The sequence below is a fragment of the Kitasatospora sp. NPDC018058 genome (genome assembly GCF_044327205.1).
Classification (GTDB): Bacteria; Actinomycetota; Actinomycetes; order Streptomycetales; family Streptomycetaceae; genus Kitasatospora.
Map to the genome: position 1 here is coordinate 1 of NZ_JBIRFA010000082.1, position 14,844 is coordinate 14,844.

General features: G+C 72.2%; 16 protein-coding genes. 5 read left to right on the forward strand and 11 right to left on the reverse strand.

Annotated features, from left to right (window positions below; all coding sequences use genetic code 11):
• Window positions 1-313: 313 nt before the first annotated feature.
• Both ACH4E7_RS43720 and ACH4E7_RS43725 read right to left on the reverse strand, forming a co-directional pair.
• Window positions 314-745, reverse strand: a complete 432-nt coding sequence (locus ACH4E7_RS43720) for a MobC family plasmid mobilization relaxosome protein (RefSeq protein WP_396254792.1) — start codon at window positions 743-745, stop codon at window positions 314-316.
• Between the two features lie 93 nt (window positions 746-838).
• Window positions 839-1,078 carry a hypothetical protein gene (locus tag ACH4E7_RS43725; RefSeq protein WP_396254793.1) on the reverse strand — a complete coding sequence of 80 codons (240 nt, stop codon included), beginning with the start codon at window positions 1,076-1,078 and terminating at the stop codon, window positions 839-841.
• 391 nt (window positions 1,079-1,469) lie between these two features.
• Between ACH4E7_RS43725 and ACH4E7_RS43730 the strand changes: the two genes are divergently transcribed.
• The gene (locus tag ACH4E7_RS43730; protein WP_396254794.1) at window positions 1,470-2,048 is read left to right on the forward strand and encodes a hypothetical protein; all 579 of its coding nucleotides are present in this window, start codon (window positions 1,470-1,472) and stop codon (window positions 2,046-2,048) included.
• A gap of 66 nt (window positions 2,049-2,114) precedes the next feature.
• On the opposite strand, the gene ACH4E7_RS43735 is transcribed toward ACH4E7_RS43730, so the two are convergent.
• The 9 genes from ACH4E7_RS43735 to ACH4E7_RS43775 all read right to left on the reverse strand — a co-directional run bounded on the left by ACH4E7_RS43735 (window position 2,115) and on the right by ACH4E7_RS43775 (window position 9,949).
• On the reverse strand, window positions 2,115-2,411 hold the full coding sequence (locus ACH4E7_RS43735) for a hypothetical protein (RefSeq protein WP_396254795.1): 297 nt from the start codon (window positions 2,409-2,411) through the stop codon (window positions 2,115-2,117).
• A 341-nt stretch (window positions 2,412-2,752) separates the two neighbouring features.
• Entirely contained in the window at window positions 2,753-3,976 is a 1,224-nt protein-coding gene (locus ACH4E7_RS43740) for a recombinase family protein (RefSeq protein WP_396254796.1), read from the reverse strand.
• 405 nt (window positions 3,977-4,381) lie between these two features.
• Window positions 4,382-4,765: a hypothetical protein gene (locus ACH4E7_RS43745; RefSeq protein WP_396254797.1), complete on the reverse strand. Its 384-nt coding sequence runs from the start codon at window positions 4,763-4,765 to the stop codon at window positions 4,382-4,384.
• Between the two features lie 119 nt (window positions 4,766-4,884).
• A complete protein-coding gene (locus ACH4E7_RS43750) occupies window positions 4,885-6,087 on the reverse strand; it encodes a DUF2637 domain-containing protein (RefSeq protein WP_396254798.1) in 1,203 nt (400 codons plus the stop codon).
• Window positions 6,088-6,178: 91 nt separating this feature from the next.
• On the reverse strand, window positions 6,179-6,433 hold the full coding sequence (locus ACH4E7_RS43755; RefSeq protein ID WP_396254799.1) for a hypothetical protein: 255 nt from the start codon (window positions 6,431-6,433) through the stop codon (window positions 6,179-6,181).
• A 3-nt stretch (window positions 6,434-6,436) separates the two neighbouring features.
• A complete protein-coding gene (locus ACH4E7_RS43760; protein WP_396254800.1) occupies window positions 6,437-6,967 on the reverse strand; it encodes a hypothetical protein in 531 nt (176 codons plus the stop codon).
• Window positions 6,968-7,114: 147 nt separating this feature from the next.
• The gene (locus tag ACH4E7_RS43765; RefSeq protein ID WP_396254801.1) at window positions 7,115-9,130 is read right to left on the reverse strand and encodes a sporulation protein SsgA; all 2,016 of its coding nucleotides are present in this window, start codon (window positions 9,128-9,130) and stop codon (window positions 7,115-7,117) included.
• A gap of 26 nt (window positions 9,131-9,156) precedes the next feature.
• On the reverse strand, window positions 9,157-9,687 hold the full coding sequence (gene traA / locus ACH4E7_RS43770; protein ID WP_396254802.1) for a plasmid transfer protein TraA: 531 nt from the start codon (window positions 9,685-9,687) through the stop codon (window positions 9,157-9,159).
• A gap of 19 nt (window positions 9,688-9,706) precedes the next feature.
• Entirely contained in the window at window positions 9,707-9,949 is a 243-nt protein-coding gene (locus tag ACH4E7_RS43775) for a hypothetical protein (protein WP_396254803.1), read from the reverse strand.
• Between the two features lie 196 nt (window positions 9,950-10,145).
• On the opposite strand from ACH4E7_RS43775, the gene ACH4E7_RS43780 reads away from it, so the two are divergent.
• The 4 genes from ACH4E7_RS43780 (at window position 10,146) to ACH4E7_RS43795 (ending at window position 14,238) form a co-directional block, all read left to right on the forward strand.
• On the forward strand, window positions 10,146-10,868 hold the full coding sequence (locus ACH4E7_RS43780) for a GntR family transcriptional regulator (protein WP_396254804.1): 723 nt from the start codon (window positions 10,146-10,148) through the stop codon (window positions 10,866-10,868).
• Window positions 10,865-11,173, forward strand: coding sequence for a DUF6303 family protein (locus ACH4E7_RS43785; RefSeq protein ID WP_396254805.1), 309 nt, complete (start codon window positions 10,865-10,867; stop codon window positions 11,171-11,173). The genes ACH4E7_RS43780 and ACH4E7_RS43785 overlap by 4 nt, the downstream gene beginning before the upstream one ends.
• 88 nt (window positions 11,174-11,261) lie before the next feature.
• Entirely contained in the window at window positions 11,262-12,242 is a 981-nt protein-coding gene (locus tag ACH4E7_RS43790) for a bifunctional DNA primase/polymerase (protein ID WP_396254806.1), read from the forward strand.
• Window positions 12,243-12,459: 217 nt separating this feature from the next.
• Window positions 12,460-14,238: a hypothetical protein gene (locus ACH4E7_RS43795; RefSeq protein ID WP_396254807.1), complete on the forward strand. Its 1,779-nt coding sequence runs from the start codon at window positions 12,460-12,462 to the stop codon at window positions 14,236-14,238.
• Window positions 14,239-14,844: the final 606 nt, after the last annotated feature.

Sequence of the window (14,844 nt, forward strand, 5' to 3'; positions counted from 1 at the left end):
TGCGGACCGCCGCCGCGGCGCGAACCGTCCCGGCCTGTGGGGTTCAACGCGGCGCATCCGCGCGGCGGGGGGATTGGAGCCGTCCGCCTGGTCGTCGTCCTGGTCACGTTGACGGTTCCTCGGTCGTCCCGGCCGGCCGGGGAGGGCGGTCCTTTGCTTGTCAGCCCCGACGGGGTGGGCACTGTCATGCGGGCGGTTGTGTAGGCGTTCGTTGGCGCGCGCGGACGGCGCTGGGACCGGTCCCGTAGGTGTTCCGGGGCAGGCCCCGGCCCGCACATCGGCGCCAACCAACACCGCGCCAACCCGCCGTCGTTCAGGAGCGCGGCCGGCGCTCGCGCATCAGCTGCACTGTGGCCTCGTCCATCCGCTGAACCGCCCGCTCGGCCCTGGACAGCACCGCGTCGAGCTGCGCCTGGGTCACCGTCGCATCGCTGTTCAGCGCGCGGGCGATCTGGTTCACGTTGCTGCCGATCCGGGAGAGTTCGGACCGCGCCCGGATCAGCTCTGCCAGCACCTCCCGAGCGTCCGGCGAGACCGGCACCAACACTTCCTTCGCCACTGCCAGCGAGGCGTCCGCAACCCACGCCGCGACCGCGCGGTTGTCGCGCTCGGCCGCCGTCCGCACGACCGCCATCTCGTCCTCGCTGAACCAGAACCTGACCCGCTCGCCGCGCGGCCCCTCACCACGCACGCGCCGCCGCACCGGCCCACGCCGCTGCTCCACCAAACCGCTGTCGTCCACCACGTCGTCCCCCCGTCCGTCCTCGGACCCGGTCGGCACCCAACCGACCGGCCATCAGGCTATTGGGCCCAATAGCCACTAACTCGCTACAGGCACTTACCGCCCGGAAGTTGGCGCATCGCTGCCGGTCGGTGAGGGGGAGTCGGCCACGGTCGGGCCGTGGCCAAGTGGGCGCCGGCGGGGCGGCTGCGGCTGCTCCTGGTGGACGTCGGCGACTGCCTGGTCGTCGCCGACGACCGCGGCTTCGATCGGGAGTCGGCGGGCGCCAGCGGTGCGCTCGACGGCCTGGTGCTCGTCTTCGGATCGGACGTGAAGGGGGCGCCTCGGGATGCTCATCCGACCATGATTCCGGACGCCGCCGAGCACGCGGCCGGCCACCGCCGGACGCGACCAGAACCGGCGCCGCAGGCTCTCCGATCCCGCGACACCGCCCGGCCGACCACCCACCACCAACACCACAGGAGAGGGCCCAGGAGAGGGATGTCGGAGTTCCCGCGTGCATTGGCGGCGGGGCTGAGCTGCACGGTTTCCGGGCCCGTTCACGGGGAGGGGTGCGGACATCAGGAGCTACATCAGGAGCTACATCAGGAGCCGCATCGGGAGTTACATCAGGAGTGCCAACCCAGCCCTTCCCCGGACATCAGAAAGGCCGCCCGGGGGCGGCCTCGTATCGTCGCGAAGTGACGATACCTTAGCACTGCAAATGATCTTGGCTTAGGTTTCGTCCGTGACGGAACAGCAGCAGCACGACAGCCACCAGGGCGACGTCCTCGGCACCCGGGAGCGGGTCGAGACCAGCGAGCGGCTGGTCAGCCGGACGTGCGCCTGGTGCGGGGCGGAGATGACGTATTCGGGCTCCGGTCGACCGCGCCGGTACTGCTCGGACAGCCACCGGAGACGAGCCGACGAGGCGCGCAATGGCGCCCGGCGGGCCGACGCCGCGACCGCCCGGGGCGAGCGCACGACGGAGCCGGTGCGGGAGGTCGTGGAGCGGACGGCGACGACCGTGCGGACCGTCTACCGGCCGGGCCCGAAGGAGTTCGTGCGGGTGCCGGCGCCGCCGCTGCCCGGCCGCCCGCAGACTCCCCAGGAGTGGGTGGAGTTGCTCGGCGAACTCGGCGTCGACATCAACCGCGGCGTCATCCCGGAGCACTGGCACACCGTGCTGCAGCCGATGCTGGCGGACCTGCTCCGGCGTGTCGGCGGGCCGGAGCCGAGCCGGGCTCCGGCCGTTCCGCAGCAGCCGCAGCCGTCCCGGGCGGAGCGTCGGCGGCAGGAGCGGGAGGACCGGAAACGTCGGCGTTGACGGCGCGGACATTCGTCACGGACGAAACCATGGTCATTCAAATGCATGAGGTGTGACTGACTTCGATCATGAGAAATGAAGCCCGCTTCTACGCCCACCAACGTTGGTGAACGACCGCTCACCAACGTTGGTGGAGGGGCCGTCGCGTCGTGATGCATAGGAGTGGGTCGCTCGGGTCGCTTGGTGGTGCTGCTCCTGGTCGTCGTTCTCGTCGGCTTGGTGGTGGTCGCATCGGATGGTGATGCAAAGGTGTGTTCGGTGCTCGTCGTGCTCCTGGTGATGCTCGTCGTCCTGGTCGTCGTGCAGCTGCTCGTCGTCGGATCGGGGCTGGCGAAGTCCGCGCCAGGAGTCGGCCGAGTTCATCTTCATCACCTCGGCGCGGGGCCGGATCCGGGTGTCCAAGGCGCGCGCACGGCGGGCGCGCACGTGCGCGCGCGAGGGGTCCAACGCGTGCACCCGTGCCCGTGCACGCGTGCACGCGCGGGGGCGTGGTGCTTCCCGGCGCGACGGTGGGTCAGTGGGGAGCTCGGGTAGCGCGCCGGGGAGTGCCGCGCAGGGCCGGGGTCCCGGGGCGGCAAGCGCCCGGGTACCTCGGGGATCAGCCGCTCCCCGGCAACGCCGACGCAGAGGCGCCCACGGCGGGCCCAGAGACGCCGATCCCCCGCCCCCGAGTCTCCTCGGTGCGGGGGATCGTTGGTCGGGCGTCAGGCGGTCGTCTGCGGCGTCGTGCTGCGCTGGTCGAGCAGCGCCTCGACCGCGGCAACGTACTTCCGGACGGACGCGCTGTCCGTCACCATCCGAGCCCGCCGGGCCAGTTGCCCGTGCACCGCTGGCGTGGCGGTGACCTTCATCGCGGTGTGTCGGCCGGTGGCGGACTCGACCGCCTCGCGCTCGGCGTCGGTCAGATCGGCCATGCCCAGGATGCCCTGGACGGCGACCTTGGCGAGCGGCAGCGTCACCGGGCCGTCTGCCACCACCGGGTCGTCGTCCTGGCGCTGTTCGGGAAGAACCGCGGCTTGCGGCATGGCGTCCAGCGCGGCGTCCCACTTCCGCCGGGCCTTGCGCCCGTTGGAGTCCTGGACGGCCGGCGCCCACTGCCGGATCAGCCGGTGCACCTCCGGGGTGGCGGTGACGAGCAGCTGGTAGCCGCTCGCGCCGCGCGCCAGCTTCCGGCCGGCGTTGAGCGCTTCGACTACCTCGACCGGGGCGACGGCGCGGGTTCGGCGCAGGTCTTCGACGCATCGGCCGGGGATGGCCAGCTCGACCGTGGCGGCCTGCCTGGTCGAGTGCGGCGCATCGTGCGGCGCTTCGTTGGAGCCGTCGCGCTGGTCGCCGAGCTGCTTCACCTGGTGGTCGGCGATGATGCGCCCGACGGTGCGCGCGGACAGGCCGAGCTGGCGGGCGATGCTGCGCTGGCTGCGGTCTTGGCCGGCCAGCTCGACCACCTGGTCGCGCTGCTCGGGGGAGTAGGACGCCGGGCGGCCCATGTGCACGCCCCGGGCCCGGGCCGAGGCGATGCCCTCGCGGGAGCGGCGCCGGATCCGGCGGCGTTCGGCGGCGGCGACCGCGCCGACCACGCGCCAGACCAGCTCGGTCATCTCGTCGTCGGCCGTCAGGTCGGGCACCGGGATGTCGTGGGCGCGCAGGCTGACCCCGAGCTTGCGCAGCGCGGCAATGGTGATCTCGGCGTCCGCCATGGACTCCGGGCGCATCACGCGGTCCAGCCACGCGATGTGCACCGTGTCGCCCGGCCGGGCGGTCGCCATGAGCCGCTGGAAGCCCTCGCGCTGCGGTGCCGGCACCGCGCCGGATACGGCGTCGTCGCCGAAGACGTGGTGGTCCTCGCGCTGGACGTCCGCGAGCGCGTTCAGCTGGGCGTGCTCGGTCTGGCTGTCGGACGAGTACCGGTAGTAGATCAGGTTCGCCATGGTGACCCCTCCTGCGATCCAGTGCCGCGCAAGTCTGTGGTAGCCAATGGACTATCAGGGTCCAATGGTGGCGCACAAGTCCGATGCCAAAGGTCCAATGGATTGGATTGGATCTGACGTGCCGTTATGTCCGATATGCCCTAGTCTGCCGATTGGATCACCAGGGCGGGCGGAAGGTACACCTTTCGCGCATTGGATCGGTCGCCCTGGTCGCAGCCGCGCCCGCTGGCCACCGGGGGAGAGCGGCCCTTTGCCGTTCGCCCGGTACGGCGAGTACGGCGCGGGCACGGACCAGACCGAGACGGCGCACTGCGTGCTGGGGAGCGCGAAGCGCCCGATCTGGTCCTGAACAGCGGAGCGCCCCGCCTGCCGGGGTGGCAGACGGGGCGCGGCGGTGAGGGTCGGTCAGGCGGTTCGGTTTGGGTCCTGTGCGGCGACCTGGGCGAGCCACGTCGTCAGGGTCGCCCGATCGACGGCGTCCAGAGCGACGAGGAGGGTCGCGAGCGACTGCCGGAGCGTGGCGTCCGTCGCGGTCATTCCGGCTGGCGTGACGGTCATCTCCAGGTGCTCGCTCAGGATCGTGGGGACGTTCGGGCGCTCGTCGCCAGGGGTGTCGAGCCAGGACCGGCCCGTGAGGGCCCCCCACGCGGCGCGGCCAAGGCCCGTCTGCATGTGGGAGGCCGCGGCCCGGAGCTGGCTCACGTACTGCTGGAGCTGTTCCGGGGTGCTGATCTCCTGGCCCTGCTCGACCCAGGTGTCCTCGACAGCGGGGATCGTGGTGTCTGTCATGGTTGTCATCCTTCCGGCCTGGCCTGACATTTGGGGGCAGATCGGGAGAATTGAGCCCCGGACAAAGCACCGCGCCCCGCCTGCCGGGGTGGCAGACGGGGCGCGGTAGTGAGGGTCGGTCAGACGGTCGCTGTTTCGGCGCTCACGCGCTCCCACGCGGCCCGCAGGCGGTCCGTACCGCCGACGTACCCGAGCTCGCGGAAGCGGGCGGCGCACTGGCGGAACGACCGGGGAGGGTCGGTCTCGGTGCGCAGCATGACCACCACGGCGTCGAGTTCGACATCGGTCAGCGCGACCCCCGGTACGGGGACCGTACCGGCCTCGGGCTCCGGCGTACCGGCAGTGTCCTCGTCCGTACCGGCGGCGTTGGCGGCGGGGACCTCGACAGTCTCCTCGGCGTAGACGGAGCGCTGGTCCTCGGTCACCTCGGCCGGGATCTGCTCACGGGTCGGCGCAGTGTCCAGCGCGGCGGTACGGGCGGCGCGGGCGGCGGCCAGCATGGCGTCCAGGGCGGCGGACGGCGCGGGGACGACCGGGGCCGGAGCAGGGACGATCGCCGGAGTGGGCACCGGCTCAGCGGGCGCCCGGCGGGTCGGGAACGCGTCCAGGGCGCCGTCCGAGGCGAGCACCCGGGGACGGTGGACGGCGGGGCCGCAGATGACCGGCAGGGGTGCCGGTACGGCCGGTACGGGCTCGGGCTCGACCACCCGCGCCGGGACCGCCAGCCGGTACACCGAGGGGCCGTGAATGGTCACCAGGGGGCGCTGCGGTGCGGCGGCCGGGGTTGCGGCGGGCTCCGGCGTACCGGCGTCAGTGTCGGCCGGTACAGGCTGTACCGCCGGGGCGTCCTCGGCCGTACCGGGGTCGTCGGCTCGGGCGACGGCGGCGCCGACGATCTGATGGACCTGACGCATGAGCAGACCGAAGGCGAGCATGGCGGCGGTCGGCGGTACGGCCGCGACGACGTAGGTCAGCACGCTGGCGTTCCCCGGTACGCCCACGACGTTGAGCACGATCGAGCCGACCGAGCCGATGGTGGTTGCCGCGACGGCCCACCAGTCGGTGACGTGGCGCAGCCCGGCGCGGAGCATCAGCACTTCGCCGATCACCACGAAGGCGTCGAGCGTGGACGGCCACGCCCAGCCCCTCACGCCCCCGAGTCCGTTGTGGTGGGCGACGTCGTGAAGGTGGGCGTACGACAGCCAGAACGCGACGGCCGTCAGGAGGATGATCAGGCCACCGGCGACCAGGGTCAGGGCGAGATCGAGCCGACCCGCCGAGATGCGGTGCCGGGTGGCTTCATACTGCTTGTGGTGTTTCACGGGTTCCTCGACTTTCCGTGGATCACGGGGCCGCTCCGGGTCACGACCGGGCGGCCCCACATGCGTTCGGGGGCCAGTCTGGCACCGGGGGTCATCGCAGGAACGGACCGGCGGCCAGCAGGGCGAGCAGGGCGAGGACCAGCAGCAGCGGCTTGGGGTTGGCGGCGGCGAAGCGCCACAGCGTCTCGCCGGTGCTGGTGGGTTCGGTGCGGAACACGGCGTCGGCGTACAGGCCGTGGTGCGCGTGTCGGGCGTGGTCGTCGCGGGCGGCGCGGGCGTCGGCGATGGACGCCAGCGGGGCGGTCTCCACGCGGCAGGGGACGCAGCGGTACACGTAGGCGGGCATGGGTCAGTCTCCGATCTGCACGGCGTTGGTGATGGTCTGGGTGATGGTCTGGGTGATGGCCAGCGAGCCGCTGCCGGTGGCGCCCTTCGACCGTCGGCCGGCCAGAGCCGCGACCGCGACCCCGGCGACGACCAGCAGCGGCAGCGCGGCTGCGGCACCGGCGGCCAGCCCGGCAACGGCGGCCGATGCCAGGTTGAGCGCTCCGGCCAGCAGCCACGCCCCGCCGCCGACGCCGACCGACACCACGGCCGTGCCGACCGCCCATCGGGGGACGAGCGGCCCGGCCTGGACCGGCGAATGCGGCGCAACGGCCGTGCCCTGCGGTGCCGCATTGGACGCCAGCGGAACCGGGACGTACACCGGCACCAGGGCGCCGTCCTGGCCGGGGACGTAGGCGACGGTCAGCGGACCGGCGGCCACGGCGGGAGCGGGCGAGGCGGTGGCGCTGGGGGTCAGGGCGGCCGGGCTGTCGGGGACGGCACCGGCCAGCAGGGCGTCCAGCAGGTCGGCGTTGGGCGGCTGGTGGGTGGTCATCTCGGGTCCTCTCCGGGGGTGTGCGGGCCGGTGTGCGGCCGGGGTGTGCGGGGTGTGATTCGGGGCTGTGCCGCCGGAATCACACCCCGCGTGATGTGGGGATTCGTGCTGTGCCGCTGTGCGGGGGTGTGCCGCTGTGCCGGGCTGTCAGACCCCGGCCAGCTGGGGCACCAGGCGGTACGTGCCCTCGGTCGCGGTGGGGGCCAGGACGCCCTCCTCGGAGAGCCGCTTCATCTGCTTGGACACCCACTCGCGCTTGCGCCCGAGCTGCTCCAGGTACGGGTACAGGTCGCGGACGGCGACGGTGCCGGGTCCGGCGGCGGCCAGCATCTCCAGCAGATCGACCAGCGCGGCGCGGGCCTCCTCCGGGCTCAGGTCGGCCGGGGGCAGGTCGAAGCTGGCGCCCGCCGACAGCGGCGGGATCTCCTCGGCGGCCTGGCCGGCCGCCGCCAGCATCTCGGCGGCCAGGTCGTCGTCCATCGGGGTGTCGTCCTCCGGGGCGGTGGTGGGGGTGTCCTCGTACACCGAGGCGTTGTGGGCGTCGATGACGGCCTGGTCCAGGACGAAGTACTTGCCGGCCGCGCGGGCGGCGGCGGCCTCGGTCACCGGGTCCAGCACCGCGCGGACGGCGGCGAACTGCTCGACCACCCACGCGCCGATCTGGGCGTAGAGCGCGTCCCCGCCGGTCCAGAACGTGCGGGCCGGGTTGGCGTGCCGGTCCTCGTCGATCCCGGCCGCCTCGGCGTAGACGTAGCCCTTGCGCTTGTTCGCCCACGCGGCGGGGTTCGCGCCGGCGCCCAGGGTGTCCTCGGAGAGGGCGAACTGCGCGTCGTCGCCCTTGACGCCGAAGCACAGGACGCCGGGCAGGCTGGCGCGGGTGTCGGTGCTGATCTGGTAGCCGCTGGCGCGCTGCATGCTGATGACGATGGAGACGCCCGCGGATCGGGCCTCCTGCGCCATGCCGGTGAACGCGTCGTCGCCCATCTCGCGCAGCGTCTTCGCGGCCTCCTCCCACCACGCCAGCAGGTACGGCATGCCGGGGCAGCCGCAGGCCCGGCCGCGCTGGCACGAGTGCGCCGGGTCGGTCTGGACCTCGGCGGCGGCCGACTCCCACGCCCGGTACTGGTGGTCCCTCAGCCACTTGGTACGGGCCGGGATGACGGCCTGGACGGCGGCGGCCATGGCCATGGTCGAGGGGGTGTCGAGCGCCACCCACCCGAACGCGTCCAGCACCGGCCCGAAGTCCTGGCCCGACTTCGCCGCGTCGGACAGCCACACCACCACGTCGCGCCGGGTGAACAGTTCCAGCAGCACGTCCAGGGCGCCCTCGGTCTTGCCGGAGCCGGTCATCCCCATCACGAGTAGGTGGATGGCCTCCAGCAGCGGCAGCAGCAGCGGCGCCCCGTCGTCGTACACGCCGATGCGCAGCGGGACGGCCACCGACTCACCCGGCGCGGACGGGCCGGGCCACACCGTCGGGGTCTTGAGCATGTCCTCGGGCACGATCACCAGGTGGCCCTTGCGGGCGCTGTCCGGGTCGGGCTGCACCCGGATGGAGCCGGGCGGAACGTCCAGGCCGGACGCCAGCTTGTCGAGCGCCTTGGAGACGTCGGAGTTGGTCAGCTCACCGGCCGGGAGCGCGTACGGCACCGTCACGCGGTTGGGCTCGACCTTCGCGGCACCGAGCTTGGCGCGGGCAAGGCCGACCTTCGCCAGCAGCGACTCGTTGCGGTCGGCGCCCGGGGTCGCGTCGTCCACGCCCCGGAGTCGGCGCAGGTTCCACGACAGGGCCAGCACCGGCGCCCCGATGAGGTACATGTCCGGCAGCGGCCCGGCCAGCGGACCGGCCAGCGACGCGGCGGTGAACCAGGACGCGGCCAGCGTGCAGGTCAGCGTCAGGTGGATGCGCCGGGCCTGGCCCATGCCGGCCGACACCAGCCAGGCCGCGCCGGACAGCGCGACCGAACCGAGCGTCAGGCCGACCGCGCCGCCGGTCGAACCCTGGAACTCCAGCGGCCCGAGGCACCCGGCCACGCCGACCGCGCCGGCACCGAGCCACGCGGGGATGTACGGCTTGGACCGGTGGGCCAGCCACGCGCCCACCTTCCCGCCGCCGCTGCTGATCCGCTGTTCGTGCTGCTCGTGCTTCGACTGCTCGGCCATGGCCGGGCCTCCTTCCGTGGGGCGGGTCAGATGCGGAACGGGGTGGCGGACTGGATCGGCTTCGGGGCCTGGAACTCGCGCTCCAGGGCGCCGACCGTGGCCGTGGCCTGCTTGGCGACGTCCACGGCGGCGTTGCCGGACTTGCGCAGGTGACCGGCCACCGAGCGGGCGCGGATCATGCCGTCACCCCACATCGCGCCGGGGCGCCGCTGGACCTGGCGCAGCCGGGCCTCCAGCAGCTTGGACGCCATGCCGAGCTCCAGACCGATCTGGATCATGAGCGCCCGGACGTGGTTGCAGTACTGCCGCACGTCGTCCGTGCTGTTGAACTCGGGCGCGGGCAGCAGCATCTGGCCGCCGTTGCCCTGCTGGGCGCCGGTCGGGGAGAAGCCTCCGCCGCCCGGCATCCCCTTGTTGAGGCTGATGCTGACGCCGAAGGACGGGGCGAACGCGGCCGTGGGGGCGAAGCCGCCGCCCGACTTGTAGGTGTTGCCGGTGCCGCCGGTGTTGGCCGTCCGAGCGCCGGCCGAGCCGCTGGTGTGGCTGGTGCTGGTCATGGTGGGTCCTCCCCTGGTCTCAGCGGCCGGTGCGCAGGTGGCCGGTGACGGTGAACTGGCGGCCGTTCACGGTGGCGATGCAGCGGAACGCCGTGCGGCCGGACGGGTTGTCCGTGGTGGTGATGGCCGACACCCAGTCCTGCGCGGCCAGCGCGCGGAACTCGGCGAGGCTGATCGGGTCGGCCAGCCGGAAGCTGGTGGAGCCGTCCGGGTGGAGCCGACCGAACCCGGCGAGACGGGCCGGAGCGGTAGCGTGGGCCATGGCTGATCCCTTCTAAGCAGGGTGAAAGCCGGGCCCCGGCTGCTGATGTGAGAGTCCGTCAGCCGGGGCTTTGCATTACCGAAGGTAGGCCATAAATGACTCATGCGCTACCCCCTGGTGGCACACACTCCCAGTGAGCTACCGTCATGGGTGAGGGTGGACACGCCGCCCCACTCACCCACAGGGAGCGCACACCGTGGCCGGATACGCCGAAATCGCAAGCCACTACAGGGGGTTGATCAGGTCGGGGGAGCTCCGGCCCGGCGACCGACTGCCCACTCAGCGCCAGGTGGCGCAGGACTGGGGGGTGGCCAACCAGACCGTCCGGCGCGCCTTCCAGACGCTCAAGGCCGAGGGGCTGACCACCGCCACTACCGGCGGCGGCACCGTCGTGGCCGAGTCGGGCAGCGCCAGCGTCGCCGACCGCGTGGCCAACCACGCCGCCACCGGCCGCGCGCTGGCCCGCAACGAGACCAGCACCATCCTGGAGATCGCCTCGGTCGGCGTGGACGCCACCGTGGCCGTGCGCCTGGACGTCGAGCCGGGCACGCCGGTGCACATGCGCCGACGGCTGGTCACCCGGGACAACGTGCCGGTGCACATGTCCACCAGCTACTACCCGTCGTTCGTGGTCGAGGCGGCGCCGGAGCTGCTGGAGCCGGTGAGCACCGGCGGAAGCCGTGAGCTGGTGGCCGAACGCCTCGGGGTCGCGCAGGACCAGGCCGTCAACGAGGTGACCAGCCGACAGGCCACCGACCTGGAGCGGGACGCGCTCGGCTTCACCGGCTCGGCCACGGTCACGCAGGTGCTCCGCACGGTGTTCCTGGCTGACGGTCGGGTCATCGAGGTGGCCGTCAAGGTCACCAGCGGCGCACGGCCGGTGGTCTACACCGAGGGGCTGAACGGTGGTGCGGCATGACCGAGCCGACCACCTACCGCGCCCAGATCACCCTGCGACCCGGCGTCGGCTGGGTGCTGTTCGTCATGGTGCCCGGCCGCGTCGCCGACTGGCCAACGCAGGACTTCCTGACCATCGACGGCCGACCGCCGACCATCGCCGACCGGAGCCGAGCGCTGGAGTCGCTCGGCTACCGGCTGGCCGACCCAGCGGCGGCGTGGGAGTGGGTGGAGACCCAGGACGGCGCCGAGTGTGCCCCCCAGACTGGCGACGCGCCGGTGAACCTGTCCGCCGCCGTCACGGTGGTGGCCACCGACGCGCCGTGACGAAAGAGGGCCAGCCAGGGAGAGGTTGATCAAACTCCCCGGCTGGCCCCGTCCCCTGCGCATCCCTGCGAGAGAGGAGAGAGACGCCATGACCCCACCGACAGGCACCCTGGACGACGCCCTGACCCTGGTGGCGCGCGGCTGGCACGTCCTCCCGCTGCTGCCGGACAGCAAGCGCCCGTTCGGCAACTGCCGGCCGTGCGCCACGGCGAAGGCCGGGAGCCCGTCCGCCTGCCCGGCCTGTTCCGCCGGCCGCTGCACCGGCGACTGGTGCCACGGGCTCAACGGGGCAACCGCGGATTCGGACCGCCTGCGCCGGACGTGGCCGCACGGCGCCCTGGTCGGCATCGCGGTGAAGCCGTCCGGCCTGGCGGTGCTCGACGTCGAGTCGGACGGCGGCGCGCTGCTGGCCGACTTGGTGGCGTCCGGCACCCTGGTGCCCACGCTCACCCTGCGGTCGGCCAGCGGCCGGGGCTGGCACCTGTACTACCGAGCGGCCAACGGCGCCCGCCACCTGATCCACCCCCGCGTCGCCGACCAGGTGGACGCGTCCAATGCCGGTGCCGCACCCCTTCCGCCGCATTCACCCGTACAGGCCGGGCCGGATGGCCGCTGGCCGTTCGACGTCCTGCTGAGCACTCAGGCCCGGTGGACCGGCAACGTCCTGCGCGACGACCCGGTGGCCGACTGGCCCGAGGCGATGACCCGGTGGCTGGCCGCCAACACCGCCACGGCCACCGACCCCGAGGCGCCCGTCACGCGGCCGGTGCCCCCGCCGCGCGGCCGGTACGAGGACATGCCCGGGTGCCGCCACAACGCCAGCTTCCGGCGGCGCGGCCTGGACGCCGGACTGGCCGCCATCGCGACGAACCCGACCCGGGGCAGGGGCGCCGACGCTCTGTTCGCCGCCCTGCGCCGCGTCGCCTACCACCACGGCCAGTGCACCGGGCCGTGCGCCGAGCAGCTGGCCGACGACCTGGTGGCCGCCGCCGTCGCGGTCGGCGTGCCCGAGCCGTACGCGGCACGGCAGCGCTGGCGGGCCTTCGAGACCCAACTGTGCGGGGCGTGACGGACAAACAGAGCTGAACGGCCCCCGACCAGGGGCCTAGAGTCAGGCAAATGCGAACGGCCCGGAGGGGCCGAATCCTCCGGGCCGTTAAAAGATCGAGTTGGCTCCCATGTTCTGGGATCTGCCGCCCACCGATCCAGGCAATGCCCACTGTAACCGGTGGGCAGGACCGGGCGGCAGACGCCCAGAGCGCATGGGGCCGGAAAGGCACCCACCCGTGACCGACACCAGCCCCGGCGTCAGCGTCGCCGAACTGGAGCGCCGGGCGTCCGAGGCCCGCGCCCACGCCGCGAAGCTCGAAGCCGACGGCGCCCCGGCCGCCGACGTCAAGAAGGCGAAGGCCCGCGCCCGCCAGCACGCCGAGGAAGCGAAGGCGGCCAAGGCCGCGGCGAAGGCCGAGCGCGAGCTAGCCCGAACCCGGCCGCGCTCCACCGGTGGACTCCCCGTCATCGATGTGAGCAGTGAGCCGGACGCCGTCCAGGCCGTCATCGACGTGCTGGAGTCCGGCCGCATCCCCGACGTGTACCTGTACGGCGCCGGACCAGCACAGGTCGGCCGGGACGCCACCGGCCCCACCTTCGTCCCCTTGGACGCCAATGGGTTGACGCTGACGTTCATCAACCAGGCCGACGTCATCAAGACCCGTGTTACCAACGACGGGGACGAGATCGTCACGTCCGTGCTGCTGCCGCCCCGGATCGCGTCCGTGGCGCTGGCGAAGACCCGGTGGGACCTACCGGTGCTCAAGGGCATCTCGTCCGTACCTCTCCTGCTGCCGGACGGCACGTTCCAACTGCGGCCCGGGTTTCACGAGAAGACGGGGTACTTCTACGAGCCCCGGCACATCGTCCCAGACGTGCCGGCCGACCCCACGGACGAACAAGTCCAGGAAGCCCGCAACCTGATCGTGGACAAGCTGCTGGCAGACTTCCCGTGGCAGACCACCGCCGACAAGGCCTCGTACCTGGGCGCCCTGTTCTTCGCTCCGCTCCGAGTCCTGGTCGACGATCCCATGCCGCCGCTCATGCTGTCCGCCACCAACCCCGGCAGCGGTAAGTCCCTGCTGGTCACCATCCTTGAGTCCCTCTACGGCGCCGGACGCTCGACGTGGGCCGCAGACAACTCCGAGATGGCGAAGGTAATCACCTCCGTGCTCACCGCCAACGCCAACCCCGTGGTCATCTTCGACAACCTGCCCAATGGGCACACAGTGCGTTTCCCCGTGCTGTCCGAGCTGGCCACGGCCCGTACCTGGAACGCCCGCATCCTCGGTCAGACCCGGATGGCCAACGTGCCCAATGGCCGGTTGTGGATCGTGAACGGCAACGGCCTAGGTACCGGCGACGACATGGCCCGCCGCGTGATCTGGTCTGTGCTTGACCCGGCAGTGCGGCCCGACCTGCGCGACGCCAGCGGCTTCGTGCTCGGCGACCTGGACCAGTGGCTGCCCGACCACTCGGCCAAGGTTCTGCACGCAGTCCTGGTGCTGTTGGCCGCGTGGGCGGCCAAGGGCATGCCTCGGTCGTCGCACTCCATCGCGTCGTTCGGCGCGTGGCCGTCCGTGCTCGGCGGCATCCTGGAGTTTCTGCGTGTGGACGGCTGGCTGGAGAGCCGAGAGGAGCACATGCAGGACGGCGACGAAGACGCCATCGAGTGGGGCGCGTTCCTGGCCCGCTGGCACCAGGTCATTGGAGACGCTGAGGTCACCTCGAAGACCGTCTTGGACGCCGCCCAGTCCACCCCGGACCAGGACGGCTATGGCAACACCCCGGGGCCGCTGTCCGACGCCTTCCCGCGCGAGGGGGGCAAGTTCCTCCCCTCGGTGAAGCAGCTCGGCCACTGGCTCAAGGCCCGGGACGGCCGGCACTTCGGGGAGTACCGGCTCCGGCGCCGGTATGACTCCCACGCCAAGGTCAACCTGTGGCGAGTCGAGTACAACGCGGCCGCCGTTCCGGCCCCCCGACCCCCGGCCGAACAGACCGAGCTGACCATGTGAGCCCTCGGGACTGAGTTCCCGGCCTGAAGCCCCCGCGCCAAGACCCGGCCGGGGGCTTCGTGCTGCCCACGTTTTTTCCGTGTGCAAGGCCTCAGGGATGGAGGTTGATACCCGCAGATACCCGCATCCCCGCAAAAGACCAGGTCAGAGGCCAGCGGGTATGTCCTGCGGGTATCCAGGGATGCGGGGATGCGGGGATGCGGAGATACCCGCGTGTGCGGGTATCGCGGGTATGTTGCATCAAGATCCACTCACATACCCGCATGCACTTGAACTGCGTATATGCGGGTATTGCGGGTATTGCGGGTATCTCTTCTCTCTTGAGTGGTTGTTGTTACTCGTGTTTCTTCTGTTTCGGGGGTCAGGGGGGTGACGGCACGTCGGCCCGCCGACGCGACCAGATCGGGGCGCTTCGCGCGCTCCAGCACGCAGTGCGCCGTCTCGTCCAGGCCCGTGCCCGCGCCGTGCTCACCCTCGTGGGTAGACAAGCAAAGGACCGCCCTCCCCCCGTTGCGGACCGCCGCCGCGGCGCGAACCGTCCCGGCCTGTGGGGTTCAACGCGGCGCATCCGCGCGGCGGGGGGATTGGAGCCGTCCGCCTGGTCGT

Coding starts and splice junctions, on each gene's coding strand:
- ACH4E7_RS43725 (WP_396254793.1), bottom strand. CDS start 1,078: ATGAGCATCCCGAGGCGCCCCCTTCACGTCCGATCCGAAGACGAGCAC.
- ACH4E7_RS43735 (WP_396254795.1), bottom strand. CDS start 2,411: ATGAACTCGGCCGACTCCTGGCGCGGACTTCGCCAGCCCCGATCCGAC.
- ACH4E7_RS43740 (WP_396254796.1), bottom strand. CDS start 3,976: ATGGCGAACCTGATCTACTACCGGTACTCGTCCGACAGCCAGACCGAG.
- ACH4E7_RS43745 (WP_396254797.1), bottom strand. CDS start 4,765: ATGACAGACACCACGATCCCCGCTGTCGAGGACACCTGGGTCGAGCAG.
- ACH4E7_RS43755 (WP_396254799.1), bottom strand. CDS start 6,433: ATGCCCGCCTACGTGTACCGCTGCGTCCCCTGCCGCGTGGAGACCGCC.
- ACH4E7_RS43760 (WP_396254800.1), bottom strand. CDS start 6,967: ATGACCACCCACCAGCCGCCCAACGCCGACCTGCTGGACGCCCTGCTG.
- ACH4E7_RS43765 (WP_396254801.1), bottom strand. CDS start 9,130: ATGGCCGAGCAGTCGAAGCACGAGCAGCACGAACAGCGGATCAGCAGC.
- traA (WP_396254802.1), bottom strand. CDS start 9,687: ATGACCAGCACCAGCCACACCAGCGGCTCGGCCGGCGCTCGGACGGCC.
- ACH4E7_RS43775 (WP_396254803.1), bottom strand. CDS start 9,949: ATGGCCCACGCTACCGCTCCGGCCCGTCTCGCCGGGTTCGGTCGGCTC.
- ACH4E7_RS43785 (WP_396254805.1), top strand. CDS start 10,865: ATGACCGAGCCGACCACCTACCGCGCCCAGATCACCCTGCGACCCGGC.
- ACH4E7_RS43790 (WP_396254806.1), top strand. CDS start 11,262: ATGACCCCACCGACAGGCACCCTGGACGACGCCCTGACCCTGGTGGCG.